We start from the raw sequence: 17930 nt of genomic DNA on the forward strand, positions 1-17930 counted from the left end.
TGGCGATCGCTTTTCTTTTTTCATCTAATTTACCGATTGATACTAATAGTGAATCAATCTTGACGAATATCTGTATTAATTTTTACTAATTCTCAAGCTAGCATCAAAAAAGTTGACGAATTGAGAATTTAAGTGAAATACGTCGATGAGAAGAAAAGTTTGGGCGATCGCCTGTGTTGTTCTTTTGGCGATCGGATTATTTGCTAAAACTGGAATTGCTCAAGAACGTCCCAATTTCGAGCAAAAAACAACCGCCTCAGCATTTACAGGTCAAATCTTTCCTAGCTATTTTCAATTTAAAGGGCGCTATCTTGCCGTACTTTCTGATGCCGATATGGTAGCTTCGGCTTACATAGATAATAATTTGGGGGCGCGATCGCCCCAGATGAGAGACGAACTATCGCTGATTCCCCTGACTAATGGTTTACGAGAGTTAAATCCAATTCGCTTACCCGTATCTAATGCAGTTACGGCTTGGCCCTCAAACTTGGCTATTTCTCAAGATGGGCGCTTTGCCTACGTCACAGAAGTCGATCGCCCACCGCCACCAGGGGCAACGCAAAGGACACAACTACAACCAGGGCAGAATATCAATGCGATCGATCTTTCTAATCCTTCCTCGCCTCGAATCGTGCAAACAGTACAAGTACGAGGACGAACTCAAGCCACAACATTATCCCCTGATGGTAGGTTACTCGCCGTCAGTGTGTCGCGCAACGAAAACGAGCATATTTATATCTATCCAATTCAAAGCAACGGGCAACTAGGTCAACCCTCGATTATGAAATTTCCTGGTGCAACTGAAGCACCATTGCATATTGAATTTTCTCCCCGTGGTAACTTTTTGGCTGCAACCTTTGCCATGCAAAACGCAGCCCGATTTGCGCGGTATCGAGTTACAGGCAACAGCATCAAACTAGAGGCTTGGGGCGAACCACTGATTACCGGAAAATTTCCCTCTGTCGGGCATTGGACTCCCGATGGTCGTCACTTCATCGTCACAAACTTGTATTGGTTTGGCGGAACTGCAGATCTCTACGTCGGCGTGGGTAATTCGACACTAACAGTTATTGCATTTAACGATACGCCGCAAGCTGGAAAAGTCGCGCATACCATCTTATCAACCGCCCCTGTAGGCGCTTCGGCGGAGGAATTTGCGATTAGTCCCGATGGGCAGCGAGTTGTATCGCTGAATATGGAAAATTCGTTTTTACCACCTAAAGACCCGCGCTTGACTTACTACTCTTCGCTGACGTTACTCGATTTCGATCGCCAAACTGGAATTCTTACCCCTAGAGGCACGTATTCGTTTGAAGGCATTTTACCCGAAGGAATTACTTTTGATGCTTCCGGTCAATTTCTTGCCGTAGCAAATTTCGCCCAATTCAACCCACAACGACTTGTAGAACAGACAACGATCGACTTCTGGCGTGTGGTGGACGGTGTAGAACCCAAGCTAGTGCAACTGGATGTCAAAGTACCCGTGATGCGTGGCGCTCACATTGTCAAGTTAATTCCCTAAAAATTGTCAAGGAGGAATCCATGCTATTTTCTCAAAAGTGGATGCGGTTGGGAATAACTACTGTAATTGTGCTATTCTCAGCCGGAAGCGTGACCAAAGTCGCAGCCCATCACGGCTTTACAGGAGAATACGATGCCAGTCGCCCGCTGTACATACAAGGAACCGTGCAGCAAGTGCGTTGGCAATCTCCCCACAGTACGTTAATTGTGGAATTGCCCAAAAATCTAGAAGTACCACCAGAGTTTCGCCAGTTATCCACCAGTGAATTAGGATCGGATACTCAAAAGCAATTGACAGTTTCCCCTGACTTGTTGGGCACGCGATCGCGGGTAGAATTTCCTCCTGTATCCTCAATGGTCGCTCCTTTGCAAGACCGCTTGCAAGTGGGAGACTCAATTCAGTTGGTAGTGTTGCGTAATTGCCAACCGCCAAATCAACTCAGGGTACTGCTAGCGCGTCTAACTGATGGCACGACAGTTGCACGGGCAAAAACCGCCAATCAAGTCAATGGATGTTCCAGTTGAGTCTATGAATATTCTAGAATGGCTGGAGTATTCTGCAATTGGCGAAACCGCACGACAGTTTTATCCCTGGCTAGAGGTGATGCACATTCTCGGATTTTCCGTATTAATTGGCTGCGTCGCCATTTTCGATCTGCGATTGCTGGGATATTATCGTCGCCTTTCTATTGCTGATAGCGTGCGCTACCTATTGCGGTTAGCACGGATGAGTTTTATTATCGTAGCCTTGTCAGGATTGTTGCTTTTTGCGGCGCAAGCAACTTTATTAGCTGTAAACCCTGCATTTCGATTTAAGCTGCTGCTACTTGCGATCGCCCTATTAAATGCAGTCATATTCCACTGGAAATTTTCCCCATCACGTCAAGTAAAACAATTAATTTTTGTAAAAGCAATTGCCATTATCTCCTTACTTGCTTGGATGGGGATTGTTATTTGTGGACGTTTTATTGCCTACACTTAAGACGAGCGGACAATTCAGTCAAATTATATTCTAGTCAGCTTTATTCGACTTGGGCTATAAACCAGCGAGTTCATTCACTGACGGCGATTGCCTTCAGTGCAAGCTCTAGGATAACTAATTAATTTGAAGGAATTGTTGAACGTGTTTTTGAAAACCTAATAATCCTGATTTTGAATTCCAGTTTTCTTGAAAAACATTCATACTCTCTAAGTTGATAACTCTTCCATCTCTCGGAAAAAAGATTTTTTGATCGAAGACTTGCTCGTAAGTTGGTGGATTGTGCCAATCATTAGCTATCCAAACCGTTTTTACCATCCGATAAAGGCTAAATTCTGTTGCTGTCAAGTCTTTGTACAATTCGTTATCTAAAACTCGAACTACGTGAGTTATCCTGGCGTGCTGTCTTAAAATAATAAAATCGTCTTTTTGAGGCTTGCAAGCATTTTCATATTGATTGAACTTCCAATTTAAACCAAAAATATTTTCTGCTGGTTCAATATATTCAGATTTATCCTTATAAGCCCAATATCTACCATCTTGGGTTTTAACATTTTTAGTCCATTTCAGTCCAGTCAAATTCATGTGAAAATCCTCTGAGTAATTTTGCTTAGATTAATAAATTCTCAGGCGTATGAGAAAGCAAAGATAAAGCTAGTACGAGCGATTGGTATAGCTTCTATAGTTAAGATGCCCGACTGGATGACAAAATTTACAGTAACGCACCAAAAACTGAGAGTGATGCGTTAGCACGATCGCGTAACGCATCCTACGTAGATTTCAATTAAATATGAGTTCTAGATAAATTTGACAGCTAGAAGTTCGATCGCGAGAAGGCAGAGCATAAGTATGAGTTGTGTTGACACATAGATGATTAACGTCATCAAATAGTTAAGTCAAGGTTAATTTTTGCTGCTTGACTGAGAAGCGAGATTTGTATAAATTATTGCCGTAAACTTTTTTTCTCAAAGTTACTTTCTCATCATTAACTACTAGCAGAATAGCGATCGCGTCAAATTTAAAGGCAGCTGAATTACATCTGTTCAACAGCCTATTTTGACTTGTCAAAAATTAAGATTTTCAAAATTTTTCTGTTTTTTCCTGTAGAGATTGAGGACATATTTATGAATTTCAACTCGCGACACATTAACCGTCGCTCATTTCTGCTTGGTTCGGCTTTCACCAGCGGGGCTGTAGCTGCCAGTTTGTTGTCGCCATCTCGACAAGTGAAAGCGCAAGCCCCAGGAATTGTGACCTCAGACAAAATGCGCCCGACAATCCCTTATGGAGTTGCTAGTGGCGATCTTACAGGCAATCGCGCCGTAGTTTGGAGTCGTTGCGATCGCCCCGCCCGCGCGATCGTAGAATACAGTACGAGTGAAAATTTTCGCCATGTCCGACGAGTTATCGGAGCGCCAGCTTTAGAAGCAACTGACTTTACAGTCCGCGTTGACCTATCAGGACTGCCAACCGACGAGCAAATCTTCTACCGATTCACTTTTCAGGATTTGAACAACTCCAGTATTTCTAGCGTTCCGGTCACGGGAACTTTTCGCACGCCTTCAGCGAAAAAACGCGACATTAAATTTGTCTGGGGGGGAGATACAGCCGGACAAGGCTGGGGAATTAATCCAGAATTTGGTGGCATGAAGATCTATGAAACTATGCGACAACTCAATCCAGACTTTTTCATCCACTCTGGCGATACAATTTACGCTGATAACCCGATCTTGTCTGAAGTCAAACTCGACGATGGTAGCATTTGGAAAAACATCACTACACCAGAAAAAGCAAAGGTAGCAGAAACGCTGACTGAGTTTCGCGGCAATTATATTTACAACCTACTCGATGAAAACGTCCGCCGCTTCAATGCCGAAGTCCCTCAACTCGTTCAGTGGGACGACCACGAAACCACGAACAACTGGTATCCAGGCGAGATTCTTACAGATATCGGTACAGATGCTCGTTATCAGCTTAAAGATGTGAATCTTCTGGCAGAACGGGCGAGACAAGCCTTTCTAGAATACCAACCAATTCGCTTCGATCCTAACGATTCAGAGCGGATTTATCGTTCGTTTCAGTATGGAGCGATGCTCGACATTTTCATGCTCGACAAGCGCAGCTATCGAGGCGCAAACTCGGCAAATCGCCAAACTGAGGCAAGCGACGAGACGGCATTTTTAGGTAAAGCTCAAGTCAGTTGGTTAAAGCAACAATTACTCACTTCAACCGCCACCTGGAAAGTTATTGCTAGCGATATGCCAATCGGGTTAGTCATTCCAGATGGGACGACAGCCTATGAAGCGCTATCAAATGGCGATAATGGCGTTCCTCTAGGGAGAGAACTAGAGTTTGCAGATTTGTTTCAGTTCATCCAACGGCAAAATATCCGCAATGTCGTTTGGTTGACAGCGGACGTACATTATGCTGCCGCTCACTACTACGACCCTAGCAAAGCTCAATTTACTGATTTCAAACCTTTTTGGGAGTTTGTCGCGGGTCCTTTAAACTCAGGCACGTTTGGACCTAACGAGCTAGATAATACTTTTGGACCACAGGTGAAATTTAACAGCTTGCCAGAGGGAACAAAGCCGAATCGACCCCCTTCAGAAGGGTTACAGTTTTTTGGTATGGTCAAAATCGATTGCGACAGTGAAGTGATGACCGTCACCCTACACAATTTAGCCGGGGACACCCTCTACAGCGTGGATTTGCCTCCAGAGGAGAGCTGAGGGGACAAGGGGGATAAGGGGACAAGGGGGACAAGGGGGATAAGGGGGACAAGGGAGAGAAGAGAGCGCAAGGTTGCTGAGGGAGCGATCGGGAGAGATCGGGAGCTGAGGAGGATGGGGGAGATAAAATAACTAACTGGTCACTGGTCAGGAGTCACTGGTCACTGTCACCCCACACCCCACACACCACACCCTATCAACACGCACCACGCACCACCCGATTACCCATTACCAACTACCAACTACCAACTACCAACCACTCACTAATTCCAGTTACGATCGAAGAGTTTATGCATTCCGAGCGAATTGCCATGACGATCGAACTCTACTATTGGACAACTCCAAACGGACATAAAATTACCATCTTTCTTGAAGAAGCAGAGCTACCTTACGAAATCAAACCTGTCAATATTGCTAAAGGCGAACAGTTCGACCCAGAATTTCTCAAGATCTCACCTAATAATAAAATTCCAGCGATTATCGATCGCGACCCCCCTGATGGTGGCGAACCGATAAGCGTCTTTGAGTCGGGGGCAATTCTGCAATATTTGGCAGAAAAAACCGGAAAATTCCTACCAGATAACCTACGCGATCGCTACGAGACAATGCAATGGCTGTTCTGGCAAATGGGTGGATTGGGTCCCATGCTGGGACAAAACCATCACTTTGTCACTTACGCACCGGAGAAAATTCCTTATGCGATCGCTCGCTATGTCAAAGAAACCGAGCGATTGTATGGCGTACTTGACGAACGGCTGACAAATCTACCTTTTATCACGGGCAGCTACTCGATCGCAGATATGGCAGCTTATCCCTGGATCGTACCCTACGAAACGCAGCAGCAAAATTTAGATGACTTTCCCAATCTCAAACGTTGGTTTGAGAGCATAAAAGCACGTCCTGCCGTGCAACGTGCCTATGCTAGGGCTGACGAAATTAGCAGCGCTACGCCAACTGTCACGGAAGAATCTAGAGCGATTTTATTCGGTCAGGGACGGCGGCGATCGTCTTAAGTGTTTTTGGTCAACTTTTGGCGTTGGCGGTGCAGTAGCAAACCAGCGCCAATTGCACCGACACCAGCCAGCGTTCCAACACCTCCTGGTTCTGGAACTGTCTCTATTGAGCCAGTAATGACAGCATCACCCTCAAGCGAAAGAGCGTTCGGATCTGGGTTGAGGCGATCGACTTGAGTGAAATTTAACGTCCCAGTCGCGCCTGTAAATATGCCCTCACCGCCTGTAATCGTCAGCGTACCGGAACCAAATCCCGTCAGATTTTCACGGTCAAGTGTAGCCGTAGCCGTGGCGGTTCCCCGCAACTTGTTATCAGTTCCTTCTCCCTCAAATACGATGTAACCTGGTGGCAGATCTGGTAAGCCAAACGTAGCGGGATTGGTATCAAAGTTAAGCGCACCAGTTGCAGGATCGGTTCGCGCGTAGATTAATCCTTCATACTGAGTTAGACCGTAAGGGGCTTCAGGATCGGAACTCGTAGCTAGCTCAATTGATTGAGATAGCTCCTCGTCAATCGGTACGATATCAATTTTTGTATCATAGTTACCGTTAAATGGATATATCGTCTGCGCGATCGCTCTTGTCGTATCCAGTCCCACGCTAGCCAATGCGAAAGCGACTGAAATCAGCTTTACCGTATATGAGTGAAGAGTCATTTGCATCCTGGCTTACAGCTATGCAAACGATCCTACAGCGCTAAATTTACAGGTTCTTGTGCTAATTTTTGGAAACATTTGCCGAATGTTTAGCAAATGGATGTTGACTCTAAGTTGCCTTTCTTCGCCTTGCAGCCGTCCGAGGCGGAGTGCGCCTTGCTTTGTGTCTAGTAGCTGGTTTAGCTGGTTTAGCTGGGGGTGGGGCTGTTTCGGGTTTGGCTGTTTCTGGTTCCGGTGCGGGTTCTGGCGCGGGTTCTGGTGCTGGAGATTTAGCAGTTGTCCGAGTTGAAGTTTTCCCCTTGGCTTGAGACTTAGTAGTCGATTTAGCTGGGGATTTGGTAGTTGATTTAGCTGAGGGTTTAGCTGTTTCGGGTTTGGCTGTTTCTGGTTCCGGTGCGGGTTCTGGTGCTGGAGATTTAGCAGTTGTCCGAGTTGAAGTTTTCCCCTTGGCTTGAGACTTGGTAGTCGATTTAGCTGGGGATTTGGTAGTTGATTTAGCTGAGGGTTTAGCTGTTTCGGGTTCTGCTGCTGGTGGGGGCGTAGACGATACTTCTATAGTTACCGTACCTTTCGTCTCTGGCGTAACCACAGCCACCACCATTTGAGTTTGGCGATCGTGTGCTTCAAATTGCGTTACTAGATCGGCTAATCCCATTTGCCTTGAATATTTGGGAATAACACTTGCTTTCAGAAATTTTGCCTCCATTTGGGCGATCGCATCATTAGGGTAGTAATTGACGAGTAACACCCCATCTCCCTGTACCGCTGTCATATCTAAAAAGTACGTACCCAGGCGGGGAAGGTCATCTTGCAGTAATTTTTGTAGTTTGTCCATGTAAATTGGTAGTTGGTAGTTGGTAGTTGGTAGTTGGTAGTTGGTAGTTGGTAGTTGGTGAGAAGTAAGGTCGGCAGTATTTTCACGCACCACGTACCACGCACCACGCACCACTTTTTTAAGAAGATAATAACCGCCCGACCGTGCGATTTTTGGGGATGAAAGTTTGTCGTGCAACTCGTTGAATATCGGCTGACGATACCTGAGCGATCGCTTCTAGTTCTTTAAATAAATTTTGCCAGGAACCTGTTTTGACTTCGTACTCTAACAACAACTGTGCCATCCCCATATTTGAGTCGAGCGATCGCAATAAATCTGCTTTAGCTTGTGTTTTGACTCGCTCCAATTCCATCGCTGAAACTGGTTCGGTTTTAAGGCGATCGATTTCTTTTCTCATTGCTGTTCCCACTTCATCAACTGTATGCCCTGGAGCTGTTAAAACATAAAATAGCATTAAATTTTCATACTTATTACCGGGAAATCCACTGCTACCTTGAGCTGACAAAGCTAAACGTTGCTTCTCTACTAAAGATTGATAGAGCCGCGATGTCCGTCCGTTACTCAACAATCTGCCAATCGTTTCATAAACCACATAATCTGGATCGTTAATCGCGGGGCAGTGATAGCCTTCTAAATACCAAGGTTGAGTCGTTAGTTTGAGCGTTACTTCTCGCGTTTTTTGCTGTTTTGGTTCTACTGTTGTCAACTTGGGAGGAGCAGCCTTGGCGCGATAGCGTCCAAAATAAACTTGAGCTAGCTGTTTTACCTGTTGGGGATTCACATCACCGACAATTGCGATCGTTAATTGACTTGGTATGTAATAAGTATCGAAAAACTGCTGTACGTCATCCCGTGTTAAGTTGCGAATATCTTGTTCGTAACCGATAACAGGACGCTTGTAAGGATGGACTTGATAAGCAGTATCGAGAAACTTTTCCACCATTTGTCCGATGGGTGAATTTTCTACCCGCAGCCGTCGTTCTTCTAAAATGACATCTTTTTCTTTGTAAAATTCGCGAAATACGGGTTCGAGAAAACGTTCTGACTCCAACGACATCCACATTTCTAGTTTGTTAGCGGGAAAGCTGTAAAAATACCGCGTTGCTTCTGTCGAAGTGTTGGCATTTAAACCTACGCCACCAGCTTGTTCGACAATTTGCCCTAACTCATTTTGTTTGACTAACTGGGCTGCTTCAGCTTCTACTCGCTCAAATTGCGCTTGTAATTTGGTAACTTCTGCCTCTTTTTTCGCTACTTTAGCTGCGGTAATTTCTGCTGCTAATTTGTCTAATTGTTCTAACAGTGGTTTTTCTACGGTGTAGTCTCGCGTACCGATCCGCGTCGTGCCTTTAAATGCCAAATGCTCCAAAAAGTGAGCCACACCCGTCTTACCTACTGGTTCGTCAACTCCACCCACATCAGCATAGGTCAGAAAAGATACGACTGGGGCTTGATGGCGTTCCAAGACAATAAACTTCATCCCATTACTGAGACGAAATTCAGTTAAATCCTGGCTCACCCGCTGGTAATAAGGTTGGATTGACTTAGAAGGGGGAGTCGGGAGTCGGGAGTCGGGAGTCGGGGTAAGAAGGGACAAGGGGGACAAAAAAGACAAGGAAGAGTGGGAGAGTGGGAGAGTGGCAGAGAAATCGCCTCTCGCCTCTTGCCTCTCGCCTTTCTCACTGATAACTGATAACTGATAACTGATAACTGAATCAGCTAAAGCTGTTTCCGAACAAACAACCCAAAACAAGATAGTTACAATTGTTAATATGGCAAGCAAGCGTTGCCAGATCTTAAATGCAGATAAAATTGAGCGGATAAAATGTACGATCTGATGCATCATATATTGGACTCAATTGTGCGTACGAGATAGATCTATTAACGATCTATTAAAGTTTGCCAGTTGTGCAGCTGGATGTAAGAGAATGTCCCTACAAGTTGTATTAACATCGATACAACCATAATTACCTTCTATGCAAGTTTTCAACCGTGCTTCACAGCCAGCAGATTCTTCTCGCGATCGCATTTTACAAGCGGCGCAGCGATTGTTCGCGCGTCAAGGGTTCGACGGTACGACAACCCGCGACTTAGCACAAGCTGCTGGTGTGGCGGAAGGTACGCTGTTTCGTCACTTTTCTAATAAAAAAGCAATTTTGGTAGAAGTAGCAACCCAAGGTTGGGTAGAAATTCTCACCGATCTGCTGACAGAACTGAGCGAAATGGGTAGCTACAAGGCTGTAGCACAAGTGATGCAGCGGCGAATGTGGAATTTTCAGAAAAATGCCGATTTGATGCGGGTTTGCTTCATGGAAGCCCAATTTCACCCAGATTTGCGCGATCGCGTCCAATCTGAGGTAATTGCCAAAATGACGGATGTAGCCGAGGCTTTCTTTCAAACAGCGATGGAGCGCGGTATTTACCGCCCGATGAATCCTCGGCTTGTCGCCCAAGTATTTTTAGGCATGTTTGCCATCTCTGGTTTTAGTCACAACACGTTAATGGAACCCAATGCCTCACCCCAACAAATGAAAGAAATGGCGGAAGGACTCGCAGATATTTTTCTCAACGGGGTTTTAGTGAAGGGTCATGGATAGTTGTTAGTTGTTGGTTGACAGTTGACGGTTAACAGTTGACAGTTAACCGTCAACTGTTAACCAGTTCCATAGATGAACGCAAGATATTAAAATCTTGTTAATAATTAAATATTGATGTGTTCTACGCCTCGGAGGTTGCGAATGAAAGACCTAAGTAAATGGTTGAACCCTAGAGCGGCGATCGGAAGTTTACTAAGTGTTATTGTTTTGCTGAGCGTAGCAGGCGGACTTGTTAGCTGTACTCCTAGTGGAGATGAAAGAGTCAGAGACACGAACGAGGATGTAGAAGAAGACAACGAGAATGAAGCAGACGGCGATGATGAGGACAACGAAGCGCCCAACGCAGATAACCAAGATGATGACTGAATTTGTCATTGGTTATTCGTCATTAGTCATTTGTCATTTGTTTTGACTTACGACTTACGACTTACGACTTACGACTTACGACTCACTTTTCAATGACTCATGACACTGAAGTTGAAACTCTGCGGCAGCGGCGACAGCAACTAGCAGATCGCCTTGATGTACCAGTTGTATTATGGTCGGGACGCAGTAGCGCGCGTAATTTTCCTGCTAATTGCTTTCCTTTTCGTGCCAGCAGTCACTTTCTCTATTTTGCTGGCATTCCCCTGGAAATGGCTGCGATTCGTCTAGAAGGGGGAAAAATGACCTTATTTGTAGACGATCCCAAACCAGAAAGCGCCCTCTGGCATGGAGAAATGCCCAGCAGAAAGGATATTGCGACTCAGATTGGTGCAGATGCAGCTTTACCCATGAGCGAGTTGGAATCTCGCGCTGTGGGGGCAGCAACTATTGCCGCACAAGATACTATGACGGCTCTCCAACAGTCTCGCATCCTTAACCGTCCAATTTCACCAGCTAAGGTATTGCAAGGCATTGATTTGGATTTAGCTCAAGCAATTGTAGCACTGCGGCTCAATCACGATCGCGCTGCCTTAACTCAATTACGGCAAGCTGCTGACGTGACGGTACAAGCTCATATTGCTGGTATGGCAGTGACAACTAACGCTTCATGGGAAGCGGACGTGCGGGCAACGATGGAACACGTCATTCTTGCCAATAACATGAGCTGTGCCTATACCAGTATTGTGACGGTGCATGGAGAGGTGTTACATAACGATCGCTATCATCACCCGTTGCAGTTGGGAGACTTGTTACTAGTGGATGTAGGGGCAGAAACATCTACGGGTTGGGCGGCGGATGTCACCCGCACTTGGGCTGTATCTGGGCAATTCTCAGCCACTCAACGGGCGATTTACGATGTGGTGTTGGCGGCGCACGATGCTTGTATTGCAAAAATTTGTCCCGGCGTAGAGTATCGAGACATACATTTATTAGCGGCGATAGTTATTGCTCAAGGTTTGGTCGATTTAGGCATTTTGCGCGGTCAGCCGGAAGATTTAGTCGAAATGGATGCTCATGCCCTATTTTTTCCCCACGGTATCGGGCATTTATTGGGTTTAGATGTCCACGATATGGAAGATTTAGGCGATATTGCTGGATATGAGGAAGGGCGCAAACGTAGCGATCGCTTTGGGTTAAATTATTTACGGTTGAATCGTCCTCTCCGTCCTGGGATGTTAGTGACGATCGAACCAGGGTTTTATCAAGTCCCGGCAATTTTAACCGATCGCGATCGCGCTGAGAAGTATCGCGATGTTGTGAATTGGGAACGTTTAGCTCAATTTACCGACGTGCGCGGCATTCGGATCGAGGACGACGTGTTAGTTACCGAAACGGGTAGGGAAGTCTTGACAGCGGAATTACCGACTGAAGCGGAAGCAGTGGAGGCTTTGGTTCAGGGGGACTTGTCCCGTTTGGAGGCTGCTTATAGTTAGCGCCAGCAGCATTATCTAGTTCTCTAGCTCTGGAGATCTGCTTCGTATAGCAAGATAATCGTTTCACTGCCAATTCCTCCCATTTCTGGCTCTGGACCTTGAGCCATTTCTATGGTATACAACCATGCTCCAGCACTGGCTCTACGACCCTTAATCGTGCCTGTACCACCGATGAAATGAACTATTTGGTGTTTGCAAAACTTCGGTATTGCCATGGAGATCGAGCTTGATAAGTTCAACGAAATTTCTTCAGTGCGGGCAGCAATTTTCTTATCTATGCGTTTTCTGTAGCGATTGCTAGCGGGTTGTATTGGCTGTGATTGAGGTGCGATCGCCTGTTTTTTGCTCGCCTTGTCTCGAGTTTTTACCAGAGTGTTAGTCATTTAATTTTTCCCTCGTTTTAACGAATCATTGGCATCTAATTCTAGAGAAACTAACTCTAATTTTTCGTTCAATTTAGTTTTGGCACAGGCGATTTGTCCAAATGGCAAACCGTTGCGATCGCAAAGCAGCTCGAACTCTAATCTTTAGCAGTAACTAGTGACATCTTCACCGCATTCATCTGCTAAATAACATAAGGATTTGTAGCGCAGTTCAACTAATTGCTCGTAGAGAGGATTTAGCTTGCACAGCGGTGGAATATACAGTAAGGTGCGGTTAAATAGTTGAATTTTGCGCTCGAACGGACAACGAGCAGGAATAACTTGACACACTAGGCGCGCTATGCCAGAGTCAACAATTTGTATCGATTCAAGCCACTGGCGAATTGGTAGGAATAAATCGATTTGAGAGCGATGTAATCTTGAAACGTTCATACTTCAAATAACTAGCCTTGAACTTTGATTTTTATTGGTTAATATTTTTATTATAGCTATTCAATAACTTGCAGAATCTCTTTTAGAAAGTTCCAATCTGCATCTGAAATATTCTCTAACAAAGCTATCTTAGCTACTCGATTAAGCAAAAGTTCTCCGTTGGCATTGGCGCTGAAATCTCGACCTAGAATAAAACCCAAGCCAATCAATTTTTGAATGGCGAACTCAAAAACTCCTTCTATTAATTTGAGACAAGCATCTAACTCGTAAAAAGTGTGTAAAGTCCAGTGGCAAGTATCGGCATCAGTTGCAGCTAATTGAAAGACTGCTGCTGTCATCAAGTCTGTTGTGTAGTCAGAACCAAATAGAGCAATAAAAGTCTTGCGGCAAGATTCTACAATTGTCTTGTTTTTTAGTTTGAAAATATCAACGAGTAAAGCAACGCTTGAATCAAATTCTTCTGTGCGATCGATGTTGTACACGATAAATATCCCTCCATCTGAGTTATCTATCTCTCCGGCTTGCTACCAGCACTGCACTAGAGTTTGAAATTTTCAGTCAGTAGGAGCTGCGAACGATCTTTGTACCCGATTGAGTCATTCAATCTGAGATCGAGTCAGGATCGGTTAGCTCTATCTTGAAGTTAGAGTGAAAAAATGGAGAACTCGTGGAGAGGGAAAAGATTTTTTTAACAATTCCAGCCCAAGATTTCTGTCACTCGATCGGCTAATTCCATTGGATCGAAAGGTTTGTCGATCGCTGCTGTCATGCCGAGTTGGGCGAAGCGCTGCCGATCGGCAGATTGTACCTTCGCCGTAAGTAAAATGACTGGAATATGCCCAGTTGCAGGGTTAGCTTGCAGTTGTTGAAAAGTAGCAATGCCATCCATATCGGGCATCATGACATCCAAGAGAATAGCATCTGGCTGTTCGGCTGCCGCTTTCTCCAATCCTTCCATTCCTGAAGCTGCGGTTGCAACTTCCCAGCCACCTACTGCTTCCAAACTGAGTTGGGCTACCTCTCGAATATCGTCTTCGTCATCAATAATCAGGATACGCTTAGCTGCCACCATCGCTATTTCCCTCCCGATGGTAAATAATGCGATTAAGCAAGCCAATGACTCGCCGCTCAAATTCCTCTGGTTGAATTCGTCCTTTGGTGAGGAATAGAGTTTGTCCTAGCTTCAATCGTTCGCGATCGGTATCGTTCAGATCTTTAGCGCTGTAGACAACTAGGGGTACTTGGCACAAACGGTTATGCTGTCGCAGCCAATCTACTATGACAAAGCCATCGCCTTCCGGCACGAACAGATCGAGTACCAGCAAGTCAGGAATAATATCTTGACTGAGTTGAATCGCTTCTCTACCTGTCTGGGCATGGAAAGTTTCAATGCCATAGCGTTCAAACATAGCAATTAGCACTCGTGCCAGATCGATTTCATCCTCTACTATCAAGACTTTGATACTGCGATCGCGTCCAGTTAAGGCTCGACCCAAAGCTTGGAACAGCGATCGCTCATCTGGAGGTTTAACAATCCAATCGCTCACCCCTGGATGAGGTGATGCATCTGGCAATAAGCCGCTGAGGATCGTGACCGGAATATCTTTTGTCTTTGCTTGTGCTTTTAGCGCTGCTAAAGTTTCCCAGCCGTTCATCTCTGGCATCATTAAGTTGAGGAGGATCGCATCAGGATGCTGTTGAGCTGCCTCCAAGACTGCCTCCTGTCCAGAAGCTACTGTTATCGCTCGGTATCCTCCCTGTTCGAGTATGGCTTGCACTACAGTGCGGACAGAGGGATCGTCATCGCATACCAAAATCAAGGGTGGGGAGTAAGGGGTATGGAGTGAGGTAGCGGTTGAGATTTCCGCTCCAGCATGTGGTGTAGCCTGGAAAATAGGCAGGGTAAAGTAAAAAGTACTGCCTGCGCCAAGAGTGCTAGTCACCCAAATTTGCCCCCCATGACGCTGCACGATATTGCGACAGATGGCTAAACCCAAGCCAGTTCCTCCTTTTTTCCGCGAGTCAGAGGCATCTACCTGCTGAAAGCGTCCAAAGATAATTTCGAGCTTATCCTCTGGAATACCTCGTCCCGTGTCTTTGACTTGGAAGGTGATGTCGGGAGTGGTGCGTGGTAAGTGGTGCGTGGTGAGTGAATTGAATTGCTGGTTCTGCTCCTCTGCTCCCGACTCCCGACTCCATAATTCGGCGCTGAGCCATACGGTAGATCCTGGGGGTGAGAATTTAATCGCATTGCTGAGTAGGTTGGTGAAGACTTGAATGATGCGATCGCCGTCAGCCCATAGTTGAGCAGAGATTGGAGAGACGGATAAACGGATTTCTGCTTTCTCTGCCAGGGGACGCACGATTTCGATCGCCTGGCTCATTAGGGAAGCAGCATCGCAAGCTTGTTTGTTCATGGTAACTTTGCCTGACTCGATGCGCTCGATATCCAAGATGTCATTGATCAGGCGGATTAACCGATCGGTATTATTGACGGCAATATCTAACATGCGTTGCGCCTTTTCAGGATTGAGGTGCAGTACGCCACTAGCTAAAAGACCTAAAGCGCCGCGAATCGAAGTTAGAGGTGTCCGCAGTTCGTGGCTCACCACCGAGACGAACTCATCTTTGATCCGCTCGATTTCTCGGCGATCGCTAATGTCTTTCATAAAGCAGTAATGACCGATGAATTGCTGCTGTTGGTCGTATTCTGTAACCATGACGAGTTGCTTGTCGAAGACCGAGCCATCTTTACGCAGCGCCCTGGCTTCAACTTCTACCTTGCCTTGTAGCAGCATCTTTTGATAAGCAGCCTGCATTTTTTCTCGGTCTTCGGGGTGGACGGTCATCTGCCACTCCATACCAATTATTTCTTCTGGTTGGTAGCCCACCATGCTGGCATAGGCTGGGTTAACCATGATATAGCGTCCCTGTGTATCCAGTCGCGAGATGCCCTCGACTGCACTTTCCAGCGCCCGACTCATGGCGTGCAGTTCTTGGCGTTGCCGGATTTCTTGTTCTAGGAGTTGAGATTGGGCGATCGCAATGCCGATTTGGTTGGCTAGATGTTGCAGCAGCTCCAGTTCAAAACTCGTCCACTGTCGGGGGGCAGTACAATGATGTGCAATTAATAAACCCCAAAGGTCTTCCCGCAGCAGAATCGGTACTACCAAGTTTGCCTTGACATCAAACTGCCGCAAAAATTCCACATGGCAAAGTTGGATGTCAGCCTGTTCGATATCAGCGATCGCGCTAATCCGCCCGCGTCGGTAAAGTTCCAAATACTCTTGTTGAAAGCAATGGTCAACAATCTTCCGTCCCAAAATTGCCATGCAGCCAAGTACTACCGCTTCTTGCACGACGGTGCCAGAGCCATCCGACCGTAACTGATAGACTAGTACTCGATCTACCTGGAGAATTCTTTGCACTTCTGTAACGGCAGTTTGGAGAATTTCTTCCAACTGCAAAGACTGACGGATCTTCAGCGAGACTTCGGCAAACAGTTGCAAGCGCAAATTCTGGCGTTGTAATTCCCTTTCCGAGCGCTTGCGTTCTGTAATGTCGCTGCCAATGCCGAGAAATCCGGTAAGATTACCTGCTGCATCTACCAAGCGCGTCACCGATAGAAGTACTGGAAAGCGGCTGCCGTCTTTGCGGATGTAAGTCCATTCGCACTCGTCTGGCTCTCCGCGCCGTGCCTTGGCAACAAAAACCTCAAATCCAGGCTCAATCGGTACTCCCATCTCCTGCGATAATTCCTGCGCCCGTTGGACGATTTCGTTCCAGTCGTGAATGAGTGCGGGCGTGGTTTTGTTAACAACTTCAGAGGCAGCATATCCCAACCAGCGCTCGGCAGTGGAGTTGAAGGTGCAAATTGTACCGTCAGCACTGGTAGAAATAATCGTGTAGTTGGCGCTCTCTAAAATTGCCTGTTGCAGCAATGTTGTCTGTTTTAGCTTATCCTCTGCTGCTTTGGGCCCTGTAATGTCATTGAAATAAACAGACAATCCGTCTTCAGAAGGATAGGCGTGGACGGCAAACCATGTGTGAAGCGGCGGATAGAACTCTTCAAATTCGACACTAACTTGCTGCGTTCTTGCTTGGTGATACTTTTGGTAAAAATTAGAATTTACGGCTTCAGGAAACTCTGACCAAATATTTTGTCCTAGCAAGCGATCGCGCGATCGCTGTAAAAGTTGCTCTGCTCGATCGTTCAAGTAGGTAAATCGCCACTCACTATCCAAAGCAAAAAACGCATCGGTGATACTTTCTAGAATGTTTGTCACTCTGTTGCGGGCTGTTTCTGCTTCAGTCCGTGCTGTTTGTTCGCGAACCAAAAGTTGCTCTCGTTCCGCTTCAACCCGCTGGCGATCGCTGATTTCAGCTCGCAATCGAGCATTGAGTTTCGTCGATCCTGCTAAATTCCGTCGCAGTTCTAGCTGAGCGATGATTTGGTGACTTAGAATGCTTAGTGCCTCTACCTGAGCATCGCTCAACCGTCGTGGAACGCGATCGATAACACATAGGGTTCCCAGTGGATACCCCTCAGGGGTAAGCAACGGCGCGCCAGCATAAAATCGAATGTGAGGCACGGAAGTCACTAGGGGATTTATGGCAAATCGTTCATCTTCTAGCGTGTCTGGGACAATTAAAACATCGTTAGGTTGCAAAATAGCATGGGCGCAAAATGCGAGATCGCGAGGTGTTTCCGTTGCCTCCAATCCCACTCTTGACTTGAACCACTGGCGGCAATCGTCAATTAGGCTAACCAGGGCAATAGGAGTGTTGCAGATCTGTGCTGCTAGCCGAGTAATGTCATCAAAAGCCACTTCTGGGGCAGTGTCCAGAATTTGGTATTGGCGTAGAGCTTCCAGTCTTGCCGCTTCATCTTCAGGTAATGGAGCTTTCATAACATTCCTTCCC

Annotated in this window: 17 protein-coding genes; 8 read left to right on the plus strand and 9 right to left on the minus strand. The window is 46.1% G+C overall.

All coding sequences use genetic code 11. From position 1 onward, the window contains the following. Positions 1–145 precede the first annotated feature (145 nt). The 3 genes from QH73_RS14265 to QH73_RS14275 are packed head-to-tail and all read left to right on the plus strand — an operon-like array spanning position 146 to position 2503. Complete coding sequence (locus QH73_RS14265) at positions 146–1522, plus strand: lactonase family protein (RefSeq protein WP_052289734.1); 1377 nt, start codon at positions 146–148, stop codon at positions 1520–1522. A 20-nt stretch (positions 1523–1542) separates the two neighbouring features. Then, positions 1543–2046, plus strand: a complete 504-nt coding sequence (locus QH73_RS14270; RefSeq protein ID WP_052289733.1) for a DUF6152 family protein — start codon at positions 1543–1545, stop codon at positions 2044–2046. Positions 2047–2050: 4 nt separating this feature from the next. After that, positions 2051–2503: a DUF6644 family protein gene (locus tag QH73_RS14275; RefSeq protein WP_236147010.1), complete on the plus strand. Its 453-nt coding sequence runs from the start codon at positions 2051–2053 to the stop codon at positions 2501–2503. 114 nt (positions 2504–2617) lie between these two features. Here QH73_RS14275 and QH73_RS14280 read toward each other — a convergent pair whose 3' ends face one another. Then, on the minus strand, positions 2618–3085 hold the full coding sequence (locus QH73_RS14280) for a hypothetical protein (protein WP_039713263.1): 468 nt from the start codon (positions 3083–3085) through the stop codon (positions 2618–2620). Between the two features lie 539 nt (positions 3086–3624). On the opposite strand from QH73_RS14280, the gene QH73_RS14285 reads away from it, so the two are divergent. Next, entirely contained in the window at positions 3625–5232 is a 1608-nt protein-coding gene (locus QH73_RS14285) for an alkaline phosphatase D family protein (protein ID WP_039714456.1), read from the plus strand. Between the two features lie 290 nt (positions 5233–5522). Beyond that, entirely contained in the window at positions 5523–6245 is a 723-nt protein-coding gene (locus tag QH73_RS14290; protein ID WP_236147011.1) for a glutathione S-transferase N-terminal domain-containing protein, read from the plus strand. Here the strand turns inward: QH73_RS14290 and QH73_RS14295 are convergent. The 3 genes from QH73_RS14295 to QH73_RS14315 all read right to left on the minus strand — a co-directional run bounded on the left by QH73_RS14295 (position 6242) and on the right by QH73_RS14315 (position 9582). Then, on the minus strand, positions 6242–6901 hold the full coding sequence (locus tag QH73_RS14295; protein WP_132867038.1) for a hypothetical protein: 660 nt from the start codon (positions 6899–6901) through the stop codon (positions 6242–6244). The genes QH73_RS14290 and QH73_RS14295 overlap by 4 nt on opposite strands. Before the next feature lie 109 nt (positions 6902–7010). Continuing rightward, complete coding sequence (locus tag QH73_RS27795; RefSeq protein WP_201278144.1) at positions 7011–7850, minus strand: hypothetical protein; 840 nt, start codon at positions 7848–7850, stop codon at positions 7011–7013. A gap of 4 nt (positions 7851–7854) precedes the next feature. Beyond that, entirely contained in the window at positions 7855–9582 is a 1728-nt protein-coding gene (locus QH73_RS14315; protein WP_039713261.1) for a M16 family metallopeptidase, read from the minus strand. A gap of 130 nt (positions 9583–9712) precedes the next feature. Here QH73_RS14315 and QH73_RS14320 point away from each other — a divergent pair, with 130 nt between their 5' ends. The 3 genes from QH73_RS14320 to QH73_RS14330 all read left to right on the plus strand — a co-directional run bounded on the left by QH73_RS14320 (position 9713) and on the right by QH73_RS14330 (position 12192). Further along, positions 9713–10333, plus strand: coding sequence for a TetR/AcrR family transcriptional regulator (locus tag QH73_RS14320; protein ID WP_039713260.1), 621 nt, complete (start codon positions 9713–9715; stop codon positions 10331–10333). 141 nt (positions 10334–10474) lie between these two features. After that, entirely contained in the window at positions 10475–10699 is a 225-nt protein-coding gene (locus tag QH73_RS14325) for a hypothetical protein (protein ID WP_039713259.1), read from the plus strand. A gap of 92 nt (positions 10700–10791) precedes the next feature. Beyond that, on the plus strand, positions 10792–12192 hold the full coding sequence (locus QH73_RS14330) for an aminopeptidase P family protein (RefSeq protein ID WP_039713258.1): 1401 nt from the start codon (positions 10792–10794) through the stop codon (positions 12190–12192). A gap of 23 nt (positions 12193–12215) precedes the next feature. Here the strand turns inward: QH73_RS14330 and QH73_RS28195 are convergent, their stop codons facing one another. The 5 genes from QH73_RS28195 to QH73_RS14355 form a co-directional block, all read right to left on the minus strand. Beyond that, the gene (locus QH73_RS28195) at positions 12216–12575 is read right to left on the minus strand and encodes a hypothetical protein (protein ID WP_236147012.1); all 360 of its coding nucleotides are present in this window, start codon (positions 12573–12575) and stop codon (positions 12216–12218) included. A gap of 144 nt (positions 12576–12719) precedes the next feature. After that, complete coding sequence (locus QH73_RS14340; RefSeq protein ID WP_039713257.1) at positions 12720–13007, minus strand: Mo-dependent nitrogenase C-terminal domain-containing protein; 288 nt, start codon at positions 13005–13007, stop codon at positions 12720–12722. Positions 13008–13063: 56 nt separating this feature from the next. Then, on the minus strand, positions 13064–13489 hold the full coding sequence (locus QH73_RS14345; protein WP_039713256.1) for a hypothetical protein: 426 nt from the start codon (positions 13487–13489) through the stop codon (positions 13064–13066). A 206-nt stretch (positions 13490–13695) separates the two neighbouring features. After that, entirely contained in the window at positions 13696–14076 is a 381-nt protein-coding gene (locus QH73_RS14350) for a response regulator (protein WP_132867086.1), read from the minus strand. Beyond that, complete coding sequence (locus QH73_RS14355) at positions 14066–17917, minus strand: PAS domain S-box protein (RefSeq protein ID WP_039713254.1); 3852 nt, start codon at positions 17915–17917, stop codon at positions 14066–14068. Before QH73_RS14355 ends, QH73_RS14350 begins: the two co-directional genes overlap by 11 nt. Between the last annotated feature and the right edge of the window lie 13 nt (positions 17918–17930).

This window comes from Scytonema millei VB511283, from assembly GCF_000817735.3.
Lineage (GTDB): Bacteria > Cyanobacteriota > Cyanobacteriia > Cyanobacteriales > Chroococcidiopsidaceae > Chroococcidiopsis > Chroococcidiopsis millei_B.

Bases quoted from the DNA above. Each gene is read 5' to 3' on its own strand.
- QH73_RS14355 (WP_039713254.1), bottom strand. From the start codon at position 17,917: ATGAAAGCTCCATTACCTGAAGATGAAGCGGCAAGACTGGAAGCTCTA.
- QH73_RS14330 (WP_039713258.1), top strand. From the start codon at position 10,792: ATGACTCATGACACTGAAGTTGAAACTCTGCGGCAGCGGCGACAGCAA.
- QH73_RS14285 (WP_039714456.1), top strand. From the start codon at position 3,625: ATGAATTTCAACTCGCGACACATTAACCGTCGCTCATTTCTGCTTGGT.
- QH73_RS14270 (WP_052289733.1), top strand. From the start codon at position 1,543: ATGCTATTTTCTCAAAAGTGGATGCGGTTGGGAATAACTACTGTAATT.
- QH73_RS14315 (WP_039713261.1), bottom strand. From the start codon at position 9,582: ATGATGCATCAGATCGTACATTTTATCCGCTCAATTTTATCTGCATTT.
- QH73_RS28195 (WP_236147012.1), bottom strand. From the start codon at position 12,575: ATGACTAACACTCTGGTAAAAACTCGAGACAAGGCGAGCAAAAAACAG.
- QH73_RS14290 (WP_236147011.1), top strand. From the start codon at position 5,523: ATGCATTCCGAGCGAATTGCCATGACGATCGAACTCTACTATTGGACA.
- QH73_RS14265 (WP_052289734.1), top strand. From the start codon at position 146: ATGAGAAGAAAAGTTTGGGCGATCGCCTGTGTTGTTCTTTTGGCGATC.
- QH73_RS14295 (WP_132867038.1), bottom strand. From the start codon at position 6,901: ATGACTCTTCACTCATATACGGTAAAGCTGATTTCAGTCGCTTTCGCA.
- QH73_RS14280 (WP_039713263.1), bottom strand. From the start codon at position 3,085: ATGAATTTGACTGGACTGAAATGGACTAAAAATGTTAAAACCCAAGAT.
- QH73_RS14275 (WP_236147010.1), top strand. From the start codon at position 2,051: ATGAATATTCTAGAATGGCTGGAGTATTCTGCAATTGGCGAAACCGCA.
- QH73_RS14325 (WP_039713259.1), top strand. From the start codon at position 10,475: ATGAAAGACCTAAGTAAATGGTTGAACCCTAGAGCGGCGATCGGAAGT.
- QH73_RS14340 (WP_039713257.1), bottom strand. From the start codon at position 13,007: ATGAACGTTTCAAGATTACATCGCTCTCAAATCGATTTATTCCTACCA.
- QH73_RS14320 (WP_039713260.1), top strand. From the start codon at position 9,713: ATGCAAGTTTTCAACCGTGCTTCACAGCCAGCAGATTCTTCTCGCGAT.